Raw genomic sequence first — 18,339 nt, forward strand, 5'->3', positions numbered from 1 at the left:
TCCGTCATCCTGAAGAGTGGCCTATCCCACAGGATGTCGGGCGCGCCAGCTACTGTCAGATATGCCAGTAGTGACGAGCGGTCGGCGCTTCAATCCTTTATTGCACGGAAAAGAAATACCGCGTCATGTGAAAGAAGATCGGCGCGGCGAAGCAGATCGAGTCCATGCGATCGAGCATGCCGCCGTGCCCCTTGATCATGGTGCCCCAGTCTTTGGCGCTCAGGCTGCGCTTGATCGCGGACATGACCAAGCCACCGAGAAAACCCATCACCACGATCACCAGCGACATCAACAGCGACTGCCAGAAGGTGAACGGAGTCATCCAGAACATGCAGCCGCCGATCAGCGTGGCGGACAGCCCGCCGCCCACCAGGCCTTCCACGGTTTTCGACGGGCTCACCAGCGGCGCGACCTTGTGTTTGCCGAAGAGCTTGCCGAAGACGTACTGCAACACGTCGCTCAACTGCACGACGAACACCAGATAGAACAGCAGCAGCGCGTTCTGCCCGGTGAACCCTTGCAGGTCCAGCAGCAACAGAGCCGGTGCGTGGCTGATGCAGTAGACGCAGATCATCACGCCCCACTGGATCTTCGCCGTTCGTTCCAGAAAGGCTTCGGTGTCCTGGCTCAACACCGCAATCGCCGGCAGCAGCAGGAAGGCATACACCGGAATCAGCAACGTGAACATCGAATACCAGTGGGTGCCGATCAATAGGTACTGAAGCGGGATCAGGATGAAAAACGCCGAGAACAGTGCGTTGTGGTCGCCCAGCGTCGTCGGGGTCAGGGTGATGAACTCCCTGAGGGCGAACAGGGAAATGAAACCGAACAACACCACCGTTGCATTCGGGCCCAGCAACCAGGACACGAAGAAGATGATGACCATGCCCCACCAGGCGTTCACGCGCTGGTTGAGGTTTTCGATGGTGGAAATCGCGCCTTCGCTCGTGGCGCGTTTGGCCAGCACCCGACCGATCACCGAAGCGACCGCCAACAGGCAGGCAATCGCAAAAAAGAACCAGAGGAATTTTTGCTCAAGACTCATTTCGACAGCCTCACGATGGCGTCACGCGCCCGCTCCAGGAACACCTGTTTGTCCTCGCCGACAAATCGTGGAAGAGGATTGCCGATGCGAATTGTGCAGATGATCGGCAGGGGCACGTGCTTGCCCTTGGGCATGGAACGATGCAGGTTTTCCAGGTAGATCGGCACCAGGTCGACATCGGGAAAGGTTTCGCTGAGCCGATAGATCCCTGATTTGAATTCCCCCGGCAGGGCCTGGCTGGAGCGCGTGCCCTCGGGAAAAATGATGATCGAATCACCGGCCCGCACTACATCGAAAATCGGCTCCAGCACATTACTGCCCGGCGAAGGATTGCGCTCGATCAGCACGGCATTCAAGCCTTGCTGAGAGATGTAGGAGAGAAACCGGTTCTTGCCCCAGTAATCGGCGGCGGCAACCGGTTTCACATTGATCCGCGCTTCGGCGGGCAGGGCCGCCATGATCGCCAGGGTGTCCATGTGGCTGGTGTGGTTGGCGTAATAGATGCGCTGACGGGTCAGATCAGGCGGGCCTTCCCAGCGGGCGGTGACGCCGATCAACAGCCGCAGCACCGCGATCAGCGCATTACTGATCCACATGGTTGGCCTCCTTCAGTTGTCTGGAGATCGCCAGGGTGCGCGTGATGCACGTGGCTGCGGCGCCGATGGCAATGACGATCAGCGTCAGCATCAGCACGTAGTGGCTGGCATAGAGATGGAATTCGATGGCATTGAGCACCAGGCCGGCAGTCATCACGGCCATCCGGTGCTGCTTGGCCATCGGGCCCATGAAATTCTGCTTCAGGCCGATGGAGCCGCCGAACACCCGGACATACGCCGTGAGCGCAGCGGCCAGGGCGGCAAACCAGCCGAGTTCCGGCTCCCAGAGGGCATAACCGAGTCCGACGATCAGCAGGCTGTCGGCGATACGGTCGGGAAATTCGTTGTACAGGCTGCCGATGTCGGACTGCTTGCCGCCTTCGATGGCGACCATCCCGTCGAAGAGATTGCACAGCAGGCGCAGTTGAATGGCGACGGCGCAGCAGATCGACCCGGCGACACCGTTATCGATGTTCAGCGCAATGGCACCCGCGAGTGCAAAGAAAATGCTGGCGACGGAGATCTGATTGGGTGAAATGTCGCGTTTCACCAACAGGTCGGTTATGCGTTTAGCCCAACCTGTGGAGCGCGCACTGATGGGTCTTCGGTTGTCATCCATCACTCAGTGTCCCTGTCGCGAGGTTTCACTAAGCGTATATGCAATCAGCGGCTTTACCGGATTTTCCTGTTCGGTCACCTGTAGCAGCTGGCGAAGCCTGCGTTCGGCTGCGTAGCAGTCGTGAAACCCGCGCACGGGATTTGCCTGACACACCGCGGCGCATGAATTTGCGACTGCTACGCAGCCGAACGCAGGCTTCGCCAGCTGCTACAAGTGCGTGGTGTGGTGGTTATGTTTTCTTCAGGATGAGCTCGGCACACAACCCGCCACCTTCACGATTACTCAACGTCAACGATCCCCCGATCGCCAACGCCAGTTGCTGTGCGATGGCCAACCCCAACCCGGTGCCGCCAGTGCTGCGGTTGCGCGAATTTTCCACGCGGTAGAACGGTTCCATGACCTGGGCCAGTTCCGCTTCGGCGATCCCCGGACCACGGTCCATGACCTTCACCGAGACGCTGCCGTCGGCTGTCTTTTCCACCTGCAACTCGGCGGCGCCGGCAAATTTGAGGGCATTGTCGGTCAGGTTCACCAGCACCCGCCGCAAGGCGTGAGGGCGGGTATCGATGACCGTGGCGCTTTTGCCGCTCAGCTGCACTTCCTTGCCCACGTCCTGATAGTCGAACACCAGGCTGTCGAGGAAAGAGTCCAGGTCGGTGCGACGGCTTTCTTCGGTGGCGCCATGCACGCTGCGGGCATAGGCCACGCCTTCGCGCACCAGATGTTCCATCTCGCCGAGGTCGTTCCACAGTTTGTCTTTTTCCACGCAGTCGTCCATGAACTCGGCGCGCAGTTTCATCCGGGTGATCGGCGTTTGCAGGTCATGGGAAATCGCCGCCAGCAGTTGCATGCGTTCTTTGAGGTAAGCCGCGATCCGCGCCTGCATGGCATTGAAGGCTTTCGCTGCATGGGCCACTTCGGTCGGGCCTTTTTCGTCCAGCAGCACCGGGTGGGTATTGGGGTCGAGGGTGTCCACGGCTTCGGCGAGGCGGGTGAGAGGGCGGATGGCGATCCGCACGGCCAGCCAGGTGCAGGCGATCATCAACGCCAATTGCCCGAGCAAGACAATCGGCAACCAAGGTGACAGCGGCTGCATTGAAGGTCGCACGTCGATGGTCAGCGGGGCGCCGTCGGCCAGCTTCAGGTGGACCTGGAAGTGTTTGCGCGGTCCGGGAATCTCAGTAAAGGTCATCGGGTAGTCCTTGCCGATGGCGTCCTTGATCGAGGCCATCGCAATGGGGGCTTCGGGCATGTCTGTGTTCATGGATGTGCCAGGTGAGCCCTCATCCAACAAGTAGCGGTAATTGCGCCGATCCAGTTGTTGCAGCCAACTCATGCGCTCTTCGGCCGGTAAGCGGTCGAGGATGGCGATGGACGTCGAGACGTCGGTTTCCAGGTTGCCCAGCATGGTGTTTTTCGCGTTTTCATAGCGCTCGTAATACTGCGCACCGAAGGACAGCGCCTGGGCTAGGATCAGGCCGATCAAAAAAATCAGTGACAGCCGCGAAGCCAGGGTGCGCGGCCAGCGCATCGACAGGTTCATGCTGGTGCCCCCACGATTTCCACCGGCAGCGAAAACACATAACCCTCGCTGCGCACGGTCTTGATGTAGGCCGGTTCACGGGCGTCGTCCAGCAACCGCTGGCGCAGGCGGCTGACCAACAAGTCGATGGAGCGATCGAACAGGTCAGCGTCGCGGCCCTGGGTCAGGTTGAGCAACTGGTCACGGTTGAGCACCCGCTGCGGGTGATCGAGAAATACGCGCAGCAAGCGGTATTCCGCGCCGCTTAAGGCGACCATGGTGCCGTCGCCGTCGAGCAGGTGCCGGGCCGAGGTGTCCAGCTGCCAGCGCCCGAAGGCCAGCAGGCGACTGCTTTCGGTGACCACCAGATTCGGCGGCAACATCCGCGTACGGCGCAGGACCGCGTTGATCCGCGCCAGCAGTTCACGGGCGGCGAAAGGTTTGACCAGGTAATCGTCGGCACCCATTTCCAGGCCGATGATGCGGTCGGTTTCATCGTTGCGCGCGGTGAGCATCAATACGGGCGTGGCCTTGTGTTTGCCGGAGCGCAGTTCGCGGCACAGCATCAGGCCGTCGTCGCCCGGCATCATGATGTCCAGCACGATCAGGTCCACCGGGGTGGATTCGAGGAAGGTGCGCATCTGTCGACCGTCCGCCACGACCGTGGTGCGCAGGCCGTTCTTCTTCAGGTAGTTGCCCACCAGTTCGCGGATCTCGCGGTCATCATCAACGATGAGAATGTGATCGACGTGTTCCATGGGGACTTGCCTCTGTAAATGGGGGATGTCGCACAGTCTATCGAGCCTTTTCCCGCTCGCCCGCAGGGGTTTGTATTGCAGTGTATCTGGCTTGTCGGTGGATACACACCGAGGTAAAAAAGCGATTTTTCAGGGGTTTTGTATCGCTCTGTATCCCGACCCGGTTCTGATACGTACCGATTTACACGCGCCTGTTTCCGACACATGCGGGATACCTCGCAAGCTTTAAATAGGTTCCATCGAGGCAAGCCCAGCTGCCTCTACCCAACTAACGATTGACCTATTCGAACCTTGAGGAAACCGCCATGAACACCAAAGCCATCTACGCCGCTTGCCTGTTTGCAGCCCTGAACATCTGCACCTTGTCGGCCCGCGCCGAAGCCGATGTCAGCGCCAAACCCTACACCTACGGCACGCAACTGGACATCAAAAAAGTGGTGTCGTTGAAGCAGGACGCGACGCCTTCCTGCGGGGTGGTGGATGCCCAACTGACTTACCTGGACTCCCACAGCAAAACCCAGGTTCTGGACTACCGCAAGATTTCCGATAGCTGCACCTCGGATAACTGAGTCCAGCGATCAGCCATTGCGCATCCCCTTTGAAGCGAGGAACACCACCATGAACAACATCAGCCGATTCCTGACCGCCATTGCCTTCTCCGCCGCCGGTGCCGCGGCCCACGCCAGCGGCGCTGTAGAACAAAGCGCTTGCGGCAGCAGCACCTGCTTTCAGTTGACGCCGGTGGCAGAGAAGGGCGGTGACGCCTTCCTCGCCGAAAACGGCTCCAGACATACGCCGCAGGGCAAGTGGCTGGATGGTCAGACGGCCTGAGGCCAGAACACCACCGATCCCCTGTGGGAGCTGGCTTGCCAGCGATGACGGTGGCACACCCGGCCCAAGTGTCACAGTCAAACCGCTATCGCTGGCAAGCCAGCTCCCACAGGGGGCTGTGTGATGGATGCCTCCCGACAATTTCAAAGGTGATCCCCATGTTTCTCATCGCTTTCCTGGGCGGCATATTGACCGTCCTCAGTCCGTGCATCCTGCCGGTCGTGCCGTTCCTGTTTGCCGGTGCCGACCGCACACGCTCATCGATCCTGCTGACCCTCGGCGGCATGGCCCTGACGTTTGCCCTGGTCGCCAGCCTGGCCGTGGTCAGCAGCGAGTGGGTGATACAAGCGAGCAACGCCGGCCGCCATGTGGCCCTGATCGTGATGGTGCTGTTTGCCCTGTCGCTGATTTCCGCCCGGGTTGGTGACTGGCTGGCGCGTCCGTTCGTGATGCTGGGCAATCGCCTGGACCCGAACAGCCGCAAAGCGTCCGGCCCGCTGAAGTCGCTGATGATCGGCGTCGCCACAGGCCTGCTCTGGGCGCCGTGCGCCGGGCCGATCCTTGGCGTGATCCTCACCGGCGCCATGCTGCAAGGCGCGAACGCCGGCACCAGTCTGTTGCTGGTGGCTTACGGTCTCGGCAGTGCGTTGTCACTGGGCGTGCTGATCTTCACCGGTCGCCGTTTGGTCAATCGCTTGAAACCGTCGATTCCGGTCACTGGCTGGTTGCGTCGCGGTGCTGGTGTTGCGGTGTTGGCCGGTGCAGCAGTGATCTCCACTGGTGCCGATAGCGTGTTGCTCGCCGGCACTTCGTCGCAGGGTGTCAGCAGTGTCGAGAAAGGTGTGCTGGAAACCGTGCCGAAAGTCGTCGACTACTTCGTCAGCAAGGTCAAGGCCGAGTCCATGGACAACGCCCAGGGCGCCATGCCTTCGCTGAACGGCGCCGTGCAATGGCTGAATTCGCCGGAGCTGACCAACGAGTCGCTCAAAGGAAAAGTGGTGCTGGTGGACTTCTGGACCTTCGACTGCATCAACTGCAAGCACACCCTGCCGTACGTCAAGGACTGGGCGAAGAAGTATGAGAAGGATGGTTTGGTGGTGATCGGTGTGCACACCCCTGAGTACGGGTTCGAACGCATCATCGATAACGTCAAGGACAAGGTGAAGGAATACGGCATCACCTATCCGGTGGCAATCGACAACAACTACGCGATCTGGCGCAACTTCGACAACCAGTACTGGCCTGCGCATTACCTGATCGACGCCAAGGGTCAGGTACGTTTCACCCACTTTGGTGAAGGTCGCTACGACACTCAGGAGCAGATGATCCAGCAGTTGCTGGAAGAGGCCAAGGCTGACGCCAAGGCCAGCGCTCCAGCGGCTTGAAGTCAAAAGATCGCAGCCTGCGGCAGCTCCTACAGGAAACGCGTTGCCCCTGTAGGAGCTGCCGCAGGCTGCGATCTTCTTGAGATATCAATGGCTCACTTCACCGTGGGCCATTGAGCGATTCTCCTGACTGCGCCGCCACGCCGCTGGCGGCGCTCCATATTCGCGACGAAATGCCCGGCTGAACGCCGTGTCAGTCTGGTAACCCACCTCTTCGGCGATGCGGATCAAGGAACTGTTACTGCTGCGTAACAGGTTCGCCGCCAGCAACATGCGCCATTGCGTCAGGTACTGCATCGGCGAAACCCCGACCAATTGTTGAAAGCGTTCCGCGAGAACGGATCGGGAGGTGCCGGCGGTGCGCGCCAGTTCATCCAGGGTCCAGGTGTGGCAGGGTGTTTTGTGCAAGGCATTGAGGGCGGCGCCGACGATCCGGTCGCTCACGCCCGCGAGCCAACCGGTGCGGCCCTTGCCGTGTTCGTGCATGTACAGGCGCAGCACTTCGATGAACAACACCTCGGCCAGTTTGGCCAACACGCCTTCGCCGCCAGGCCTGGGCGAGCGGGCTTCGGCCAAGGCATAACGCACTGAAGATTCCAGCCAGATACCTGCATTCGAACCGCGCACGTTGACCCGCACCACCGGCGGCAGACCGGTCAACAACATCCCCGCCAACCGCGTATCACACGCCAGATAACCGCACACCAGCCGCGTGACTGCGCCGCCACCGCCATAGCTCAATTGCCGTGGCCGGCGCGCCAGCACTTTATCCAGCCGTCCACCGCTGGCCGGTGTCAGTCCGGGTTGGGAACTCATGCGGTGGGCATCGCCCTGGGGAAATACCACAACGTCTCCAGCACTCAATCGCAGCGGCGGGTCATCCCCCAGTTCAACGTAACACTCGCCCTCGGTGATCAAGTGAAAGATCACCACCCGCTCGGCGTTTGGCTCCAGAAAGGGTGCAGCCGTGTCAGCACTCGGCGACTGATAGCACCAGGGCGCGGTGAACCGGGCGTTGATGAAAATCGCGCCGACCAGGCGGACGACACGCAGGGTCTGTGACAGGGCATCCATGGTGGTTTTCCCGTGCGGACGGATGTTCTCGATTGTGAGCCTGTTGCAGCCATCCGTGAAACCGCCGGACGATCGGACAGTGCTGGCCGACGATCGGGCAGGACGCCATCGTCTCGCGGCGCGATAGTTGACGCACAGGGTCTGCCGACCCTGTCATCAATAACAAGAATGAGAGGTTGCCATGCCTAAGTTCGTCATAGAACGCGAGATTCCAGGTGCTGGAACACTGTCAGAAAGGGATTTGAAAGCCGCTTCGCAAAAGTCCTGCAGGACCTTGCGCGATTTGCCGGAGGTGCAGTGGCTGCAGAGTTATGTCACCGGTGACAAGCTCTACTGCGTGTACATCGCGCCGAGCGAAGAACAGATCCAGGAACATGCCCGGCTGAGTGGTTTCCCGGCCAATCGCGTTTCCCAGGTCATGAACATCATCGATCCCACCACGGCGGAGTAAGTGTGCGCCCGGTAACTGATCCGTGTTTCAACCCAGAGATCGTCTCCATGAGTACACCCATTGATCTTACTGCCTTGAAAAACCGTCAGATGGCCGCTTGGGCCAGTGGCGACTACGCCGTGATCGGCACGACCTTGCAGATTGTCGGCGAGCAACTGGCCGAAGCCTGCGACTTGCTGTGCGATGAGCAAGTGCTCGATGTCGCCGCCGGCAATGGCAATGCCACACTGGCCGCTGCGCGCCGGGGTTGCCTGGTAACCTCGACCGACTATGTGGCCGCACTGCTCGAACGCGGCGAAGACCGGGCGAGGGCTGAGCGCCTCAACGTGACGTTTCAAGTGGCCGATGCCGAAGCGCTGCCTTTTGACGATGCCAGTTTCGACGCCGTGCTTTCGACTTTCGGCGTGATGTTCACCCCGGACCAGCCCAAGGCTGCGGCGGAGCTGGCGCGGGTCTGTCGGCCGGGCGGCCGGATCGGCCTGGCCAACTGGACACCGGAAGGTTTCGTCGGCCAGATGTTCAAGACCCTCGGCCGGCACATGCCACCACCACCCGGCGCGCAACCGCCCTCGCAGTGGGGCACCGAAGCCTGGTTGCACACGCAGTTCGACGAGCGCAATTTCCTGGTCCAGGTGACGCGCAAGACCTTCAACTTCCGTTATCGCTCCTCGGCGCATTTCATCGACACCTTCCGCACCTGGTACGGCCCGGTGCACAAGGCATTCGCGGCACTGCCACCGGAAAGCGCCCTGGCCCTGGAAAATGACCTGGCTGACCTCATCAACCGTTCGAACCGGGCGGGCGACAAGTCGCTGGTGGTGCCGAGTGAGTATCTGGAGGTGGTGATCACACGGCGTTAAAGCACAACACAACCCTTGTAGGAGCTGTCGAGTGAAACGAGGCTGCGATCTTTTGATCTTGTGCTGTAAAGATCGCAGCCTCGTTTCACTCGACAGCTCCTACAGGGATCGCGTGACGCGAATCACTCATCCAGCAGCCGCTCGGTATACACCACCCAAACATAGAATCTCCCACAGGGGGTTGTGGTGTTTTGGAGTTATGAAGTGTTCTGTGAGAGGACCGCCAGCAGATCAAGCAACTGGCTGGCGGCGGGTTCGTTCATTTCAGCCGCGATCCGTCGAACCACTCCAGCGCCGTGCGCCAGAAGCAGATCCCCAGAAAGTACGCCGACATCAGCAGCCACAGGCCCATCACCAGTGGGTTGATCACCGGATGATTGATCACCAGCGACAGACTGCACAGCAGCCAGATGGCGGTCACGGCAATGTTGATCGGCATGAAGCGGCGCACGCGGAACGGGTGCAGGAATTTCATCCGGGTCAGCGTCAGCAGGGCCAGGCCGATCACGGTGAGAAAAGTGATCCACGGCGACGGCGCGATGATGTACAGGCACAGCGCAACCACGTTCCACGCGGCGGGAAAGCCCTGAAAGTAGTTGTCTTTGCTTTTCATGTTGACGTTGCAGAAGCAGAACAGCGACGACACCAGAATCAGCGACACCGTCAGCAGCAGCGTGTAGTCCGGCAACGGGATATAGCGATAGATGAACAGCGCCGGAATGAATACATAGGTCAGGTAATCGATCACCAGATCGAGAATCGAACCGTCGAAGCTCGGCAGCACCGACTGCACATTGACCTTGCGCGCCAATGCGCCGTCCAGCCCGTCGACGATCAGGGCCACGCCCAGCCACAGCAGGCAATTGGTGGGCTGGTTATCGAGCAGGGCGAGGGTGGCGAGGAAAGCGGTGACCACGCCGGTCGCGGTAAAACCATGGGCACCCCATGCTTTGAGCCTGGCGATGTGTAGAGTTGAAATCACGGGGGCGTTCTCCAGAAAGTGAAGCAAGCCAGTCATCGCCCTCATCTGGCGGGCGGCGGCAAACCGGTTCGGGTTGCAGGTATCGACCGGGTATCCGGGAATAAGGTTCACCACCTATGAATCTTAGCTGGGCCGTAAAAAATTACCCCGGATAAATCTGCGGAGTGTCAGCCAAACGGTGGTGGCGCAATTGCCGGCGAGGTCTATCGTTGCCTGACGGATCACTCCCTTCGATGAGGACGTCGTCATGAACACCAGCGATCTGCTCGAACAATTACTGCGGGCCGGCCAGGGCTCGATGGCGCAACAGGGCGGCGGTGGGGCGTCGGCTCAAGGTGGCCTCGGTGACCTGGGCGGGTTGCTCGGTGGCCTGCTCGGTGGCGGTGGCGGCGCCAGCAGTCGCGGGGCCGGTGGAATGGGTGGCTTGGGCGGATTGCTCGGCGGCCTGCTCGGTGGCGGTTCGCCGATGAGCGGTGGTGCACCGCAATCGCGTTCCGGCGGCGGCACCAATTACGCAGCGCTCGCGTCCCTGGGGATGATGGCGTTTCAGGCGTATCAGGCTTGGCAGCGCAGTCAGGCCACCGCGCCTCAGGAAACCCCACGCACGGCTGATCTTTTGGCGGGGCCGGAACTGGAGGACCATAGCCATGCAATCCTGCGTGCATTGATAGCGGCGGCCAAGGCCGATGGCCGGATCGATGAGGCCGAGAAACACATGATCAGCGCTGAAATCGGTAAGCACACTGATGATCCGCAATTGCAGCAGTGGCTTGATGATGAAGTCGCCAAACCGCTGGATCCTGCCGATGTGGCGCAGTCGGCGACTGACCCCGGCATGGCTGCCGAAATGTACCTGGCCAGCGTGATGCTGGTGGACGATCAGCAGGACGCCGAGCGCAGCTATCTGGATGAATTGGCGGCGGCGCTGGGCATTGATCCGGATTTGCAGGTGCATCTGGAGCAGCAGGCCAAGGGCGGGGCTGTTTGATTATGTATCCGTGAGGATAAGGTCGGCTGCCAGGACGCCATCGCGGGCAAGCCCGCTCCCACAGGTAACCGAGGTTGTACGCAAAATCTGTTACCACCACCGATCCCTGTGGGAGCTGGCTTGCCAGCGATGAACGATGACGCGGTCAACCTGCCGGTGAATCCGGTTTCGGCACCAGAAACGTCACACCAAAACGCTCGGCCACTTCGAAGATCCGCGGTAGGTCCTCGGGCACCTTGAACTGGTCCATCGCCGTAAAAAACTGCCCGCCGCGAGGGTCGGAGACCACGCCGATCATCTTCGCGGTGGTGCTGATGTTCTTGTAGTCATGTATCGATCCAGCCGGGATATGCACGTAGCCCCCTGCTGAAACGGTGGTGGATTTGCCTTCCACGGTCACTTCGACCTGGCCGTCGACCACGTAGAACGCCTCGTCCCAAGGGTGAAAGTGCGGTGGCGGGCCGCCCCCTTGCACGCCTTCCTGGATATGCATTTCAAAGGGTTTGCTCATATCGCCGCCAGCAAGGACCGTGATCGTCTCGCCAACGACGTTGACCGCTGCCGGTGGGGCTTGGAGGATGTGAACCGTGCGCATGATTGCTCTCCGGGGGATGAGGCAGCACCCGCTGATTGTATGCGCTTGAACGGCGGTCGACAGCCGTGCTGCAGGGCCGTTGGTCCGGGTAATTTTGACGACAATGGAATTTTTCGGCTGATGACTCGCTCTGCTGAGGGAGGGAAGTGCTGATTCAGCACCCTGCAGCGACCCGCAGGTGAGCCATGAACAAGAATCTCGATGACTACAACCGCATGCGCGATTTTTCGGCGACGTCGGAACCGGCCGCCGTCAAACGCACGGGCAGAAAAAGCGCCAAGGATCACGCCTTGCAGTTCTGCATCCAGAAGCACGACGCCTCGCGCCTGCATTACGACTTTCGCCTGGAGCTCGATGGCGCGCTCAAGAGCTGGGCGGTGCCCAAGGGGCCGTCGCTGGACCCCAAGGTCAAGCGCCTGGCGGTGCACGTCGAAGATCATCCGCTGGACTACGCCAGCTTCGAAGGCAGCATCCCCGAAGGCCATTACGGTGCGGGCGATGTGATTGTCTGGGACCGTGGCGTGTGGATTCCCCAGGAGGATCCGGCCAAGGCCTATGCCAAGGGCAAGCTCAAGTTCGAGCTGCAAGGCGAGAAACTCGAAGGCCTGTGGAACCTGGTGCGCACCCACATGCCGGGCAAGCAGGAACAGTGGTTTCTGATCAAACATCAGGACGGCGCCGCGCGACCGGAAAGCGATTACGACGTGGTCAGCGCCGAACCCGACAGTGTGCTCAGCGAGCGCACCATCGTCGCCAAATCGCCCAAGGCTGCCAAACCCAAAGCCATCAAGAAACCGGCGGCCCCGCAGAAGGAAAAGTCTGCTCCCCTCACTGGCGCGCGCAAAGCCAAATTGCCGGAGCAGATCAAACCGGAACTGGCGACACTGGTGGAAAAGGCACCCGACGGTCAGTGGAGCTACGAGGTCAAATTCGATGGCTATCGGATCATGGCGCGTATCGACCATGACGAGGTCAAACTCTTCACCCGTAACGGCCACGACTGGACTCACAAATTGCCCGGTCAAGCCAAGGCGTTGGCCGGCCTGGGCCTGGAATCGGCGTGGCTTGATGGTGAAATGGTGGTGGCGAACGAAGAGGGCGTGCCGGACTTTCAGGCGCTGCAAAACGCTTTCGAAGCCGGGCGCAGCGGCAACATTGTTTATTACCTGTTCGATCTGCCGTACCTCAATGGCGTCGATCTGCGCGAGGTGCCGGTGGAGGAGCGTCGCGCCGCGTTGGCGACGGTACTCAAAGCCACAAAAGATCCGTTGCTGCGCTTTTCCGATGCCTTTGGCGAGGACCCGGAAGCTCTGCTCAACAGTGCGTGCCAGATGCGCATGGAAGGCCTGATCGGCAAGCGCCTCGGATCGCCTTACGTGTCCCGGCGTAGCAGCGACTGGATCAAGCTCAAGTGCAAGCTTCGCCAGGAATTTGTGATCGTCGGCTTCACTGATCCAAAGGGTTCGCGCAGTGCTTTTGGTGCGTTGCTGCTGGGCCTGCATGACCGCGACAGTGGCGAGTTGCGCTACGCCGGCAAAGTCGGCACCGGCTTCACTGAAGCCACATTGAACACCATCCATGCGCAACTCAAGCCCTTGCAAACGAAAAAACCGGCCGTGGTCAATCCGCCCAGTGGACCCGAAGTCAGGGGCGTGCATTGGCTCAAACCGACCCTGCTGGCGGAAGTGGCTTTTGCCGAAATGACCAAGGACGGCTCGGTTCGGCATGCGGTGTTCCATGGCCTGCGTGACGACAAACCCGCCACAGAAATCACAGAGGAGCGTGCCACCGACATGAAAACCGCCTCCGCGACAAAGCCAACCGCCAAGCCATCCACTGTGAAAAAGAAAGCAGAAGCTGCGCCTTCTCAGGTCGGCCTGGACCAGGGCAAGGTGCGCATCACTCACCCGGACCGGGTCATCGACGCCACGAGCGGCACCACCAAAGTGCAACTGGCGGAGTACTACGCCAGCGTCGCCGAGTGGATTCTGCCGCAGCTCAAGGACCGCCCGGTGGCGCTGGTGCGTGCGCCGGACGGCATTGCCGGCGAACTGTTTTTCCAGAAAAACGCCGAGCGCCTGGCGATCCCCGGCATCACTACGCTGGACCAGAAGCTTACGGGGCAGCCGATGATGGTCATCAACAACGCCGAAGCACTGGTCGGCGCGGTGCAGATGAGCACCGTGGAGCTGCACACCTGGAACGCCACCTCAGACAATCTCGACAAGCCCGACCGCTTTGTCCTCGACCTCGACCCGGACCCGGCGCTGCCGTGGAAGCGCATGATTGAAGCCACGCAGTTGACCCTGTCGGTGCTGGATGAATTGGGACTCAAGGCCTTTCTCAAGACCAGCGGCGGCAAGGGCATTCACCTGGTGGTGCCGCTGACCCGCAAGCTCGGTTGGGATGAGGTCAAGGACTTTAGCCACGCCATTGTCAGCCACATGGCGAAGCTGTTGCCGGAGCGTTTCTCCGCGGTGTCGGGGCCGAAGAACCGGGTGGGGCGGATCTTCATCGATTACCTGCGCAACGGGTTGGGCGCCACCACCATCTGCGCCTACGCCGCACGCACCCGCGAAGGGCTGCCGGTGTCGGTGCCGATCTACCGTGAAGAGGTGGCCGAGCTCACGGGCGGCAATCAGTGGAACATACACAATGTGCATGAGCGCCTGGCCGAAGTGGGCGACGGGCCGTGGGCGGATTTGAAGAAAACCCGGCAGACGATTACTGCCGAAATGCGGCGGCGGGTCGGGATGAAGAAGACGTGAATGTGTAGGAGCTGCTGCAGGCTGCGATCTTTTGATTTCAGAAAGCAAGATCAAAAAATCGCAGCCTGCGGCAGCTCCTGCATTGAGCGTGTATTACTTGATGAACGCCTGGAAGTCAGAGCCCAGCTTGTCGATCGCCGCCTTGAAGTCCTGCGCGGTGATTTTCTGTTTGTCATTGTCCAGCGTGGTGCCGAACACCTTGCGCACGACCTTGGCCATGGTCTGGTTGTTTTTCGCGTCGATGAATTCGGCCTCGATATACAACTCGGTGTTTTCATCCCGGATGCCGGTAGCCGCGGAAACACCGCCCACAACCGCTGCGATAGGCACCACTTCATACCAGTGCATGCCCTCAGGCGAGGCGCTTACCCCGGTTATCGCTGCACGCATGACCAGGGTTTTTGCGCCTGCCGGCGCAGCGCTCGGGCTGGAAACGACCCGATAGTGCTGGCCAAGCGTGGCCTTGGCCTTGTTGCTCATGTAGTTCTGGATGTCATTGAGCGTCTGCTGGTTAACCCGTTCATTGGGCTTGGGCGCCGGGTACATTTCCAGACGGGTGAAGGCCACGGTGTCATAGGCATGCGGGTTCCACGACGGGCTCACCCAGCGCATCGCCGTTCCGCCGCTTGGGGTGCTGACTTCTTGCAGGTTGTTGTAGTTGGACAGGTAGCCGGAGTACTGCTCCTTCTCGGTGACTTTCGAGGTGCAACCCCCGAGCAGGAGCCCGGTCAGTGCGGCGCCGATGAGCAAGTTTCGGGACAGGTTCATAGTGCGGTGTGCTCCTTGAGTAGTCGTTTAAGCGTAGTCAGATAATCAGAAACGCCAAGTCATGTTTCCGGTCACTGTTTGAATCCAGGCGTTGTCGAACTGGCCGGAAAGTCGATTGCCCGACAACGATTTGCTTTGGTCCACTTCCATGTCGCCCATCCAGATCATGGCCCAACTGAGGTTGACGTCAGTGTCCCTGTTCAGAGCATAGGTGGCTCCCGTCGCGATGCGCCAGGATTCGGCCATGGGCACAATCACCGAGCGCTTGCTGTCAGAAACAGCGCTGCTGTCGTAAGCCACGCCGAAGTTCCACAGCAGTTGCGGGGTTGCCTGATATTGCCCGCCGAGCGACAAATGCCAGGTGTCCTTGAAGCCTGCATCGACATCGGTCGACACGGCATTGTTGGCCGAGGTGTCGACCTGTGCACCGATTTCGCCGAACTCTGACCAGTCCTGCCAGTTGACCGAGGCGAGCAATGCCCATTGTTGGTCCAGTTGCTGGAACAGGCTCAGGGTCAGGGTTTGCGGAACGGTCATGTCGAGTTGGGTCTTGGCGCCATCCAGACGGTTGAGCAACGGTCCGTTGCCCTTGATGTCCAGGCCGTCCTCGAACTCCAGATCGACCTTGCTGGTGTAGGTCAGACCGATGCGGGTGCCCGGTTGAGGCGCGTAGATCACCCCCACATTGGCGCCGAAGCCCCAGTCCTTGTCCTTGTATTTGAACTGGCCGTCTTCGCGTTCGGTAAAGCCGAACGGCGACCGATCGATCGCGGTCTGGGCCTGCAGCATGCCGTACATGGCTTTTACTCCGACGCCGATCGACCATTGCTCATTGAAGCGATACGCCACACTGGGCACCAACGACAAACCGAGCAGGCTGGAGTTTTGCGAGAAATAGCGCCCGGACCATTCGTTGTCGTAATTGACGGCCAGGCCGAAGTCGCCGTACTGGCCGAAGCCGACGCTCCAGTGATCGTCCAGTTCATGGCTGATGAAAAAACTGCCACCAGGCATTGGATCAAGGGCACCGCCACTGCCGCTGCCCGCCACGTTAGTGTTGTCGTCGCGATCGAACTTGAGGTTGCCGTACAGTACCTGCAAACCACCGGTGATCTGCGTGCCCGGTAGATAGCTCAAGCCCGCCGGGTTTGACGCTATCGTCGAGGGCCCTTGTGCCCGGGCAGCGGCGCCGGCGTTGGCGAGCCCGATGTTATCCGTGCCGATTTCGTAGAGCATGATGCCGCCGGCATGAGCTTGCTGGCAGCACAGGGCAAGCACCGTAAGGGCGGGCAGGGAGGTTGTCTTGATCTGCATGGCGTTACCTCAGCAAATGTCCTTTTTCCCTGAGGGTGGCCGGTCGCGGCCACCCGTGATCGGGCTGATTACTTGCCCATGGCCGCCCGGGCCGCCTCGATCTTGGCCTTGACCGAGTCGAGGTTGAAGCTTGCACCTTTTTGCATGGGCGGAAATTCAATCGCGGTTTCGGCCAGCTTGGCCACTTGTTGTTGCACGAATACGAAACGCCAGAACTGGAACTTGAACCAGTCGAAATACTGCGTCGAACCGTTGGCCGCCTGATGCTGCGGCCAGCCGGCACGCTCGAACGGGTCCAGGCGCAGGTTGGTCAGTACAGGCACGTCGATACTGACCTTGGCTCCCAGCCAGCCGTCAGGCTGATCGATGAAGCGGTACTTGTAGTCGTCGATCCGTACCGCACCCAGTGAGCTCTCGCCGAAGTAGAAGATTTCATGGCGATTGGAAGGGCCCTTGCCGGTGATCATCGGCGTCTGGTCATAGCCATCTAGATGCACTTTGTAGGTGGTGTCGCCCAGTTGCTTGCCCTTGAGCAGTTCTGTGGTGATGTTCGGGTTACCAGCCGCCGCGACCAGCGTCGGGAACCAGTCCAGACCGGACATGATGCCGTTGTTGATCTGGTTCGCCGGTACTTTGCCCGGCCAGCGAATGATCGCCGGAACGCGGAAGCCACCTTCCATCACCGTGCCTTTACCCATGGCAAACGGTGTTTGCCCGCCATCCGGCCAAGTGAAGTTTTCCGCCCCGTTGTCGGTGGTGAAAATCACGATGGTGTTGTCATCCATGCCGTCTTTTTTCAGCTTGGCCATGACGTCACCGACGATGTCGTCGATCTGTGCCATGCCGGCCTCTTGCTCCGACCAGCCGTTTTCCGCATTGCGCATGGCTTGGTACTTGTCGGAAAGGTGGGTGACGATGTGCATGCGGGTCGGGTTGAGCCAGACGAAGAACGGTTTGTTGTCCTGTTTGGCCTTGTCGATAAAGCTGAAGGCCTTGTCACGGATTTCGTCGTCGACGGTTTTCATCCGCTCCGGATACAGCGTGCCGGCGTCTTCGATTTTCTGCTTGCCCACTTTGCCCCAGCGCGGCATCACGGTCGTATCGTCAGTGCTGCTTGCCCAGCTGTGCACCATGTTGCGCGGGCCGACGGTCGCCAGCAGCGCTTGCGGGTAATTGGGGTGCGCCGGATCTTCCATGGCGTCGAGGTGATAGAGGTAGCCGAAGAATTCGTCGAACCCGTGCACGGTGGGCAGGAATTCATTGAGGTCGCCCAAGTGGTTCTTGCCGAACTGGCCGGTGGAATAGCCCATGGATTTCAGGGCTGTGGCAATGGTCACGGCTTGCGCGGGAATGCCGATGGGAGAGCCGGCCTGGCCTACTGTTGTCATGCCGGTACGGATCGGCAATTCACCGGTGATGAAATTGGCGCGCCCGGCGGTGCAACTGGCCTCGGCGTAATAGTCGGTAAAGCGCATGCCTTCGGCGGCAAGTTGATCGAGGTTGGGGGTTCTGCCGGCCATCATGCCCTGGTTGTAGACGCCGATATTGGACCAGCCAATGTCGTCGCCCATGATCACCACGATGTTGGGTGCCTTGTCGGCGGCATGGCTCATGCCGGGAAGCATGATTGCGGACATCAGTATGGGTACGGCGAGTATTGACGATAACGTTGTTCGGTTCATGTCGAGCTCCTGCGTACTAACGTTAGTACTCTGAGACGAACCCCCGAGCGCCATTGATTTTGGGAACCCCCGCGAAGAGCGTAGGTTCGAATGGCGAAATT

At 60.2% G+C, this 18,339-nt stretch carries 18 protein-coding genes; 7 read left to right on the forward strand and 11 right to left on the reverse strand.

Going from position 1 to position 18,339, the window contains the following annotated elements; genetic code table 11:
* Positions 1 to 97: 97 nt before the first annotated feature.
* From ACM110_RS15235 to ACM110_RS15255, 5 genes are all read right to left on the reverse strand, one after another.
* A complete protein-coding gene (locus tag ACM110_RS15235; RefSeq protein ID WP_416128416.1) occupies positions 98 to 1,045 on the reverse strand; it encodes a phosphatidate cytidylyltransferase in 948 nt (315 codons plus the stop codon).
* Complete coding sequence (locus tag ACM110_RS15240; protein ID WP_416128417.1) at positions 1,042 to 1,641, reverse strand: lysophospholipid acyltransferase family protein; 600 nt, start codon at positions 1,639 to 1,641, stop codon at positions 1,042 to 1,044. The genes ACM110_RS15235 and ACM110_RS15240 overlap by 4 nt, the downstream gene beginning before the upstream one ends.
* Positions 1,628 to 2,260: a CDP-alcohol phosphatidyltransferase family protein gene (locus tag ACM110_RS15245; protein WP_416128418.1), complete on the reverse strand. Its 633-nt coding sequence runs from the start codon at positions 2,258 to 2,260 to the stop codon at positions 1,628 to 1,630. The genes ACM110_RS15240 and ACM110_RS15245 overlap by 14 nt, the downstream gene beginning before the upstream one ends.
* Before the next feature lie 229 nt (positions 2,261 to 2,489).
* Positions 2,490 to 3,803, reverse strand: a complete 1,314-nt coding sequence (locus ACM110_RS15250) for an ATP-binding protein (protein WP_416128419.1) — start codon at positions 3,801 to 3,803, stop codon at positions 2,490 to 2,492.
* Positions 3,800 to 4,540, reverse strand: coding sequence for a response regulator (locus ACM110_RS15255; protein ID WP_056856876.1), 741 nt, complete (start codon positions 4,538 to 4,540; stop codon positions 3,800 to 3,802). Before ACM110_RS15255 ends, ACM110_RS15250 begins: the two co-directional genes overlap by 4 nt.
* 305 nt (positions 4,541 to 4,845) lie before the next feature.
* Here ACM110_RS15255 and ACM110_RS15260 point away from each other — a divergent pair, with 305 nt between their 5' ends.
* From ACM110_RS15260 to ACM110_RS15270, 3 genes are all read left to right on the forward strand, one after another.
* Positions 4,846 to 5,109: a DUF2790 domain-containing protein gene (locus ACM110_RS15260; RefSeq protein ID WP_338581644.1), complete on the forward strand. Its 264-nt coding sequence runs from the start codon at positions 4,846 to 4,848 to the stop codon at positions 5,107 to 5,109.
* Positions 5,110 to 5,158: 49 nt separating this feature from the next.
* Positions 5,159 to 5,371: a hypothetical protein gene (locus ACM110_RS15265; RefSeq protein ID WP_416128420.1), complete on the forward strand. Its 213-nt coding sequence runs from the start codon at positions 5,159 to 5,161 to the stop codon at positions 5,369 to 5,371.
* Between the two features lie 158 nt (positions 5,372 to 5,529).
* A complete protein-coding gene (locus ACM110_RS15270) occupies positions 5,530 to 6,756 on the forward strand; it encodes a cytochrome c biogenesis protein DipZ (RefSeq protein WP_416128421.1) in 1,227 nt (408 codons plus the stop codon).
* A gap of 87 nt (positions 6,757 to 6,843) precedes the next feature.
* On the opposite strand, the gene ACM110_RS15275 is transcribed toward ACM110_RS15270, so the two are convergent.
* Positions 6,844 to 7,830 carry an AraC family transcriptional regulator gene (locus ACM110_RS15275; RefSeq protein WP_416128422.1) on the reverse strand — a complete coding sequence of 329 codons (987 nt, stop codon included), beginning with the start codon at positions 7,828 to 7,830 and terminating at the stop codon, positions 6,844 to 6,846.
* Positions 7,831 to 8,011: 181 nt separating this feature from the next.
* Between ACM110_RS15275 and ACM110_RS15280 the strand changes: the two genes are divergently transcribed.
* Together ACM110_RS15280 and ACM110_RS15285 are read left to right on the forward strand one after the other, a co-directional pair.
* A complete protein-coding gene (locus tag ACM110_RS15280) occupies positions 8,012 to 8,281 on the forward strand; it encodes a DUF4242 domain-containing protein (RefSeq protein ID WP_338581640.1) in 270 nt (89 codons plus the stop codon).
* Between the two features lie 47 nt (positions 8,282 to 8,328).
* A complete protein-coding gene (locus ACM110_RS15285; protein WP_416128423.1) occupies positions 8,329 to 9,141 on the forward strand; it encodes a class I SAM-dependent methyltransferase in 813 nt (270 codons plus the stop codon).
* Positions 9,142 to 9,400: 259 nt separating this feature from the next.
* On the opposite strand, the gene pcsA is transcribed toward ACM110_RS15285, so the two are convergent.
* On the reverse strand, positions 9,401 to 10,123 hold the full coding sequence (gene pcsA, locus ACM110_RS15290; protein ID WP_095193515.1) for a phosphatidylcholine synthase: 723 nt from the start codon (positions 10,121 to 10,123) through the stop codon (positions 9,401 to 9,403).
* Positions 10,124 to 10,370: 247 nt separating this feature from the next.
* On the opposite strand from pcsA, the gene ACM110_RS15295 reads away from it, so the two are divergent.
* Positions 10,371 to 11,111, forward strand: a complete 741-nt coding sequence (locus tag ACM110_RS15295) for a tellurite resistance TerB family protein (protein ID WP_416128424.1) — start codon at positions 10,371 to 10,373, stop codon at positions 11,109 to 11,111.
* Positions 11,112 to 11,256: 145 nt separating this feature from the next.
* Here the strand turns inward: ACM110_RS15295 and ACM110_RS15300 are convergent, their stop codons facing one another.
* On the reverse strand, positions 11,257 to 11,706 hold the full coding sequence (locus tag ACM110_RS15300; RefSeq protein WP_416128425.1) for a cupin domain-containing protein: 450 nt from the start codon (positions 11,704 to 11,706) through the stop codon (positions 11,257 to 11,259).
* 185 nt (positions 11,707 to 11,891) lie between these two features.
* On the opposite strand from ACM110_RS15300, the gene ligD reads away from it, so the two are divergent.
* Entirely contained in the window at positions 11,892 to 14,474 is a 2,583-nt protein-coding gene (ligD, locus tag ACM110_RS15305) for a DNA ligase D (RefSeq protein WP_416128426.1), read from the forward strand.
* A gap of 93 nt (positions 14,475 to 14,567) precedes the next feature.
* On the opposite strand, the gene ACM110_RS15310 is transcribed toward ligD, so the two are convergent.
* From ACM110_RS15310 to ACM110_RS15320, 3 genes are all read right to left on the reverse strand, one after another.
* Positions 14,568 to 15,242: a DUF3313 domain-containing protein gene (locus ACM110_RS15310; RefSeq protein WP_416128427.1), complete on the reverse strand. Its 675-nt coding sequence runs from the start codon at positions 15,240 to 15,242 to the stop codon at positions 14,568 to 14,570.
* 45 nt (positions 15,243 to 15,287) lie between these two features.
* Entirely contained in the window at positions 15,288 to 16,556 is a 1,269-nt protein-coding gene (locus ACM110_RS15315) for an OmpP1/FadL family transporter (protein WP_416128428.1), read from the reverse strand.
* 68 nt (positions 16,557 to 16,624) lie between these two features.
* A complete protein-coding gene (locus ACM110_RS15320; protein ID WP_416128429.1) occupies positions 16,625 to 18,238 on the reverse strand; it encodes an arylsulfatase in 1,614 nt (537 codons plus the stop codon).
* Positions 18,239 to 18,339: the final 101 nt, after the last annotated feature.

The sequence above is a fragment of the Pseudomonas sp. NFX98 genome (genome assembly GCF_047784845.1).
GTDB lineage: Bacteria > Pseudomonadota > Gammaproteobacteria > Pseudomonadales > Pseudomonadaceae > Aquipseudomonas.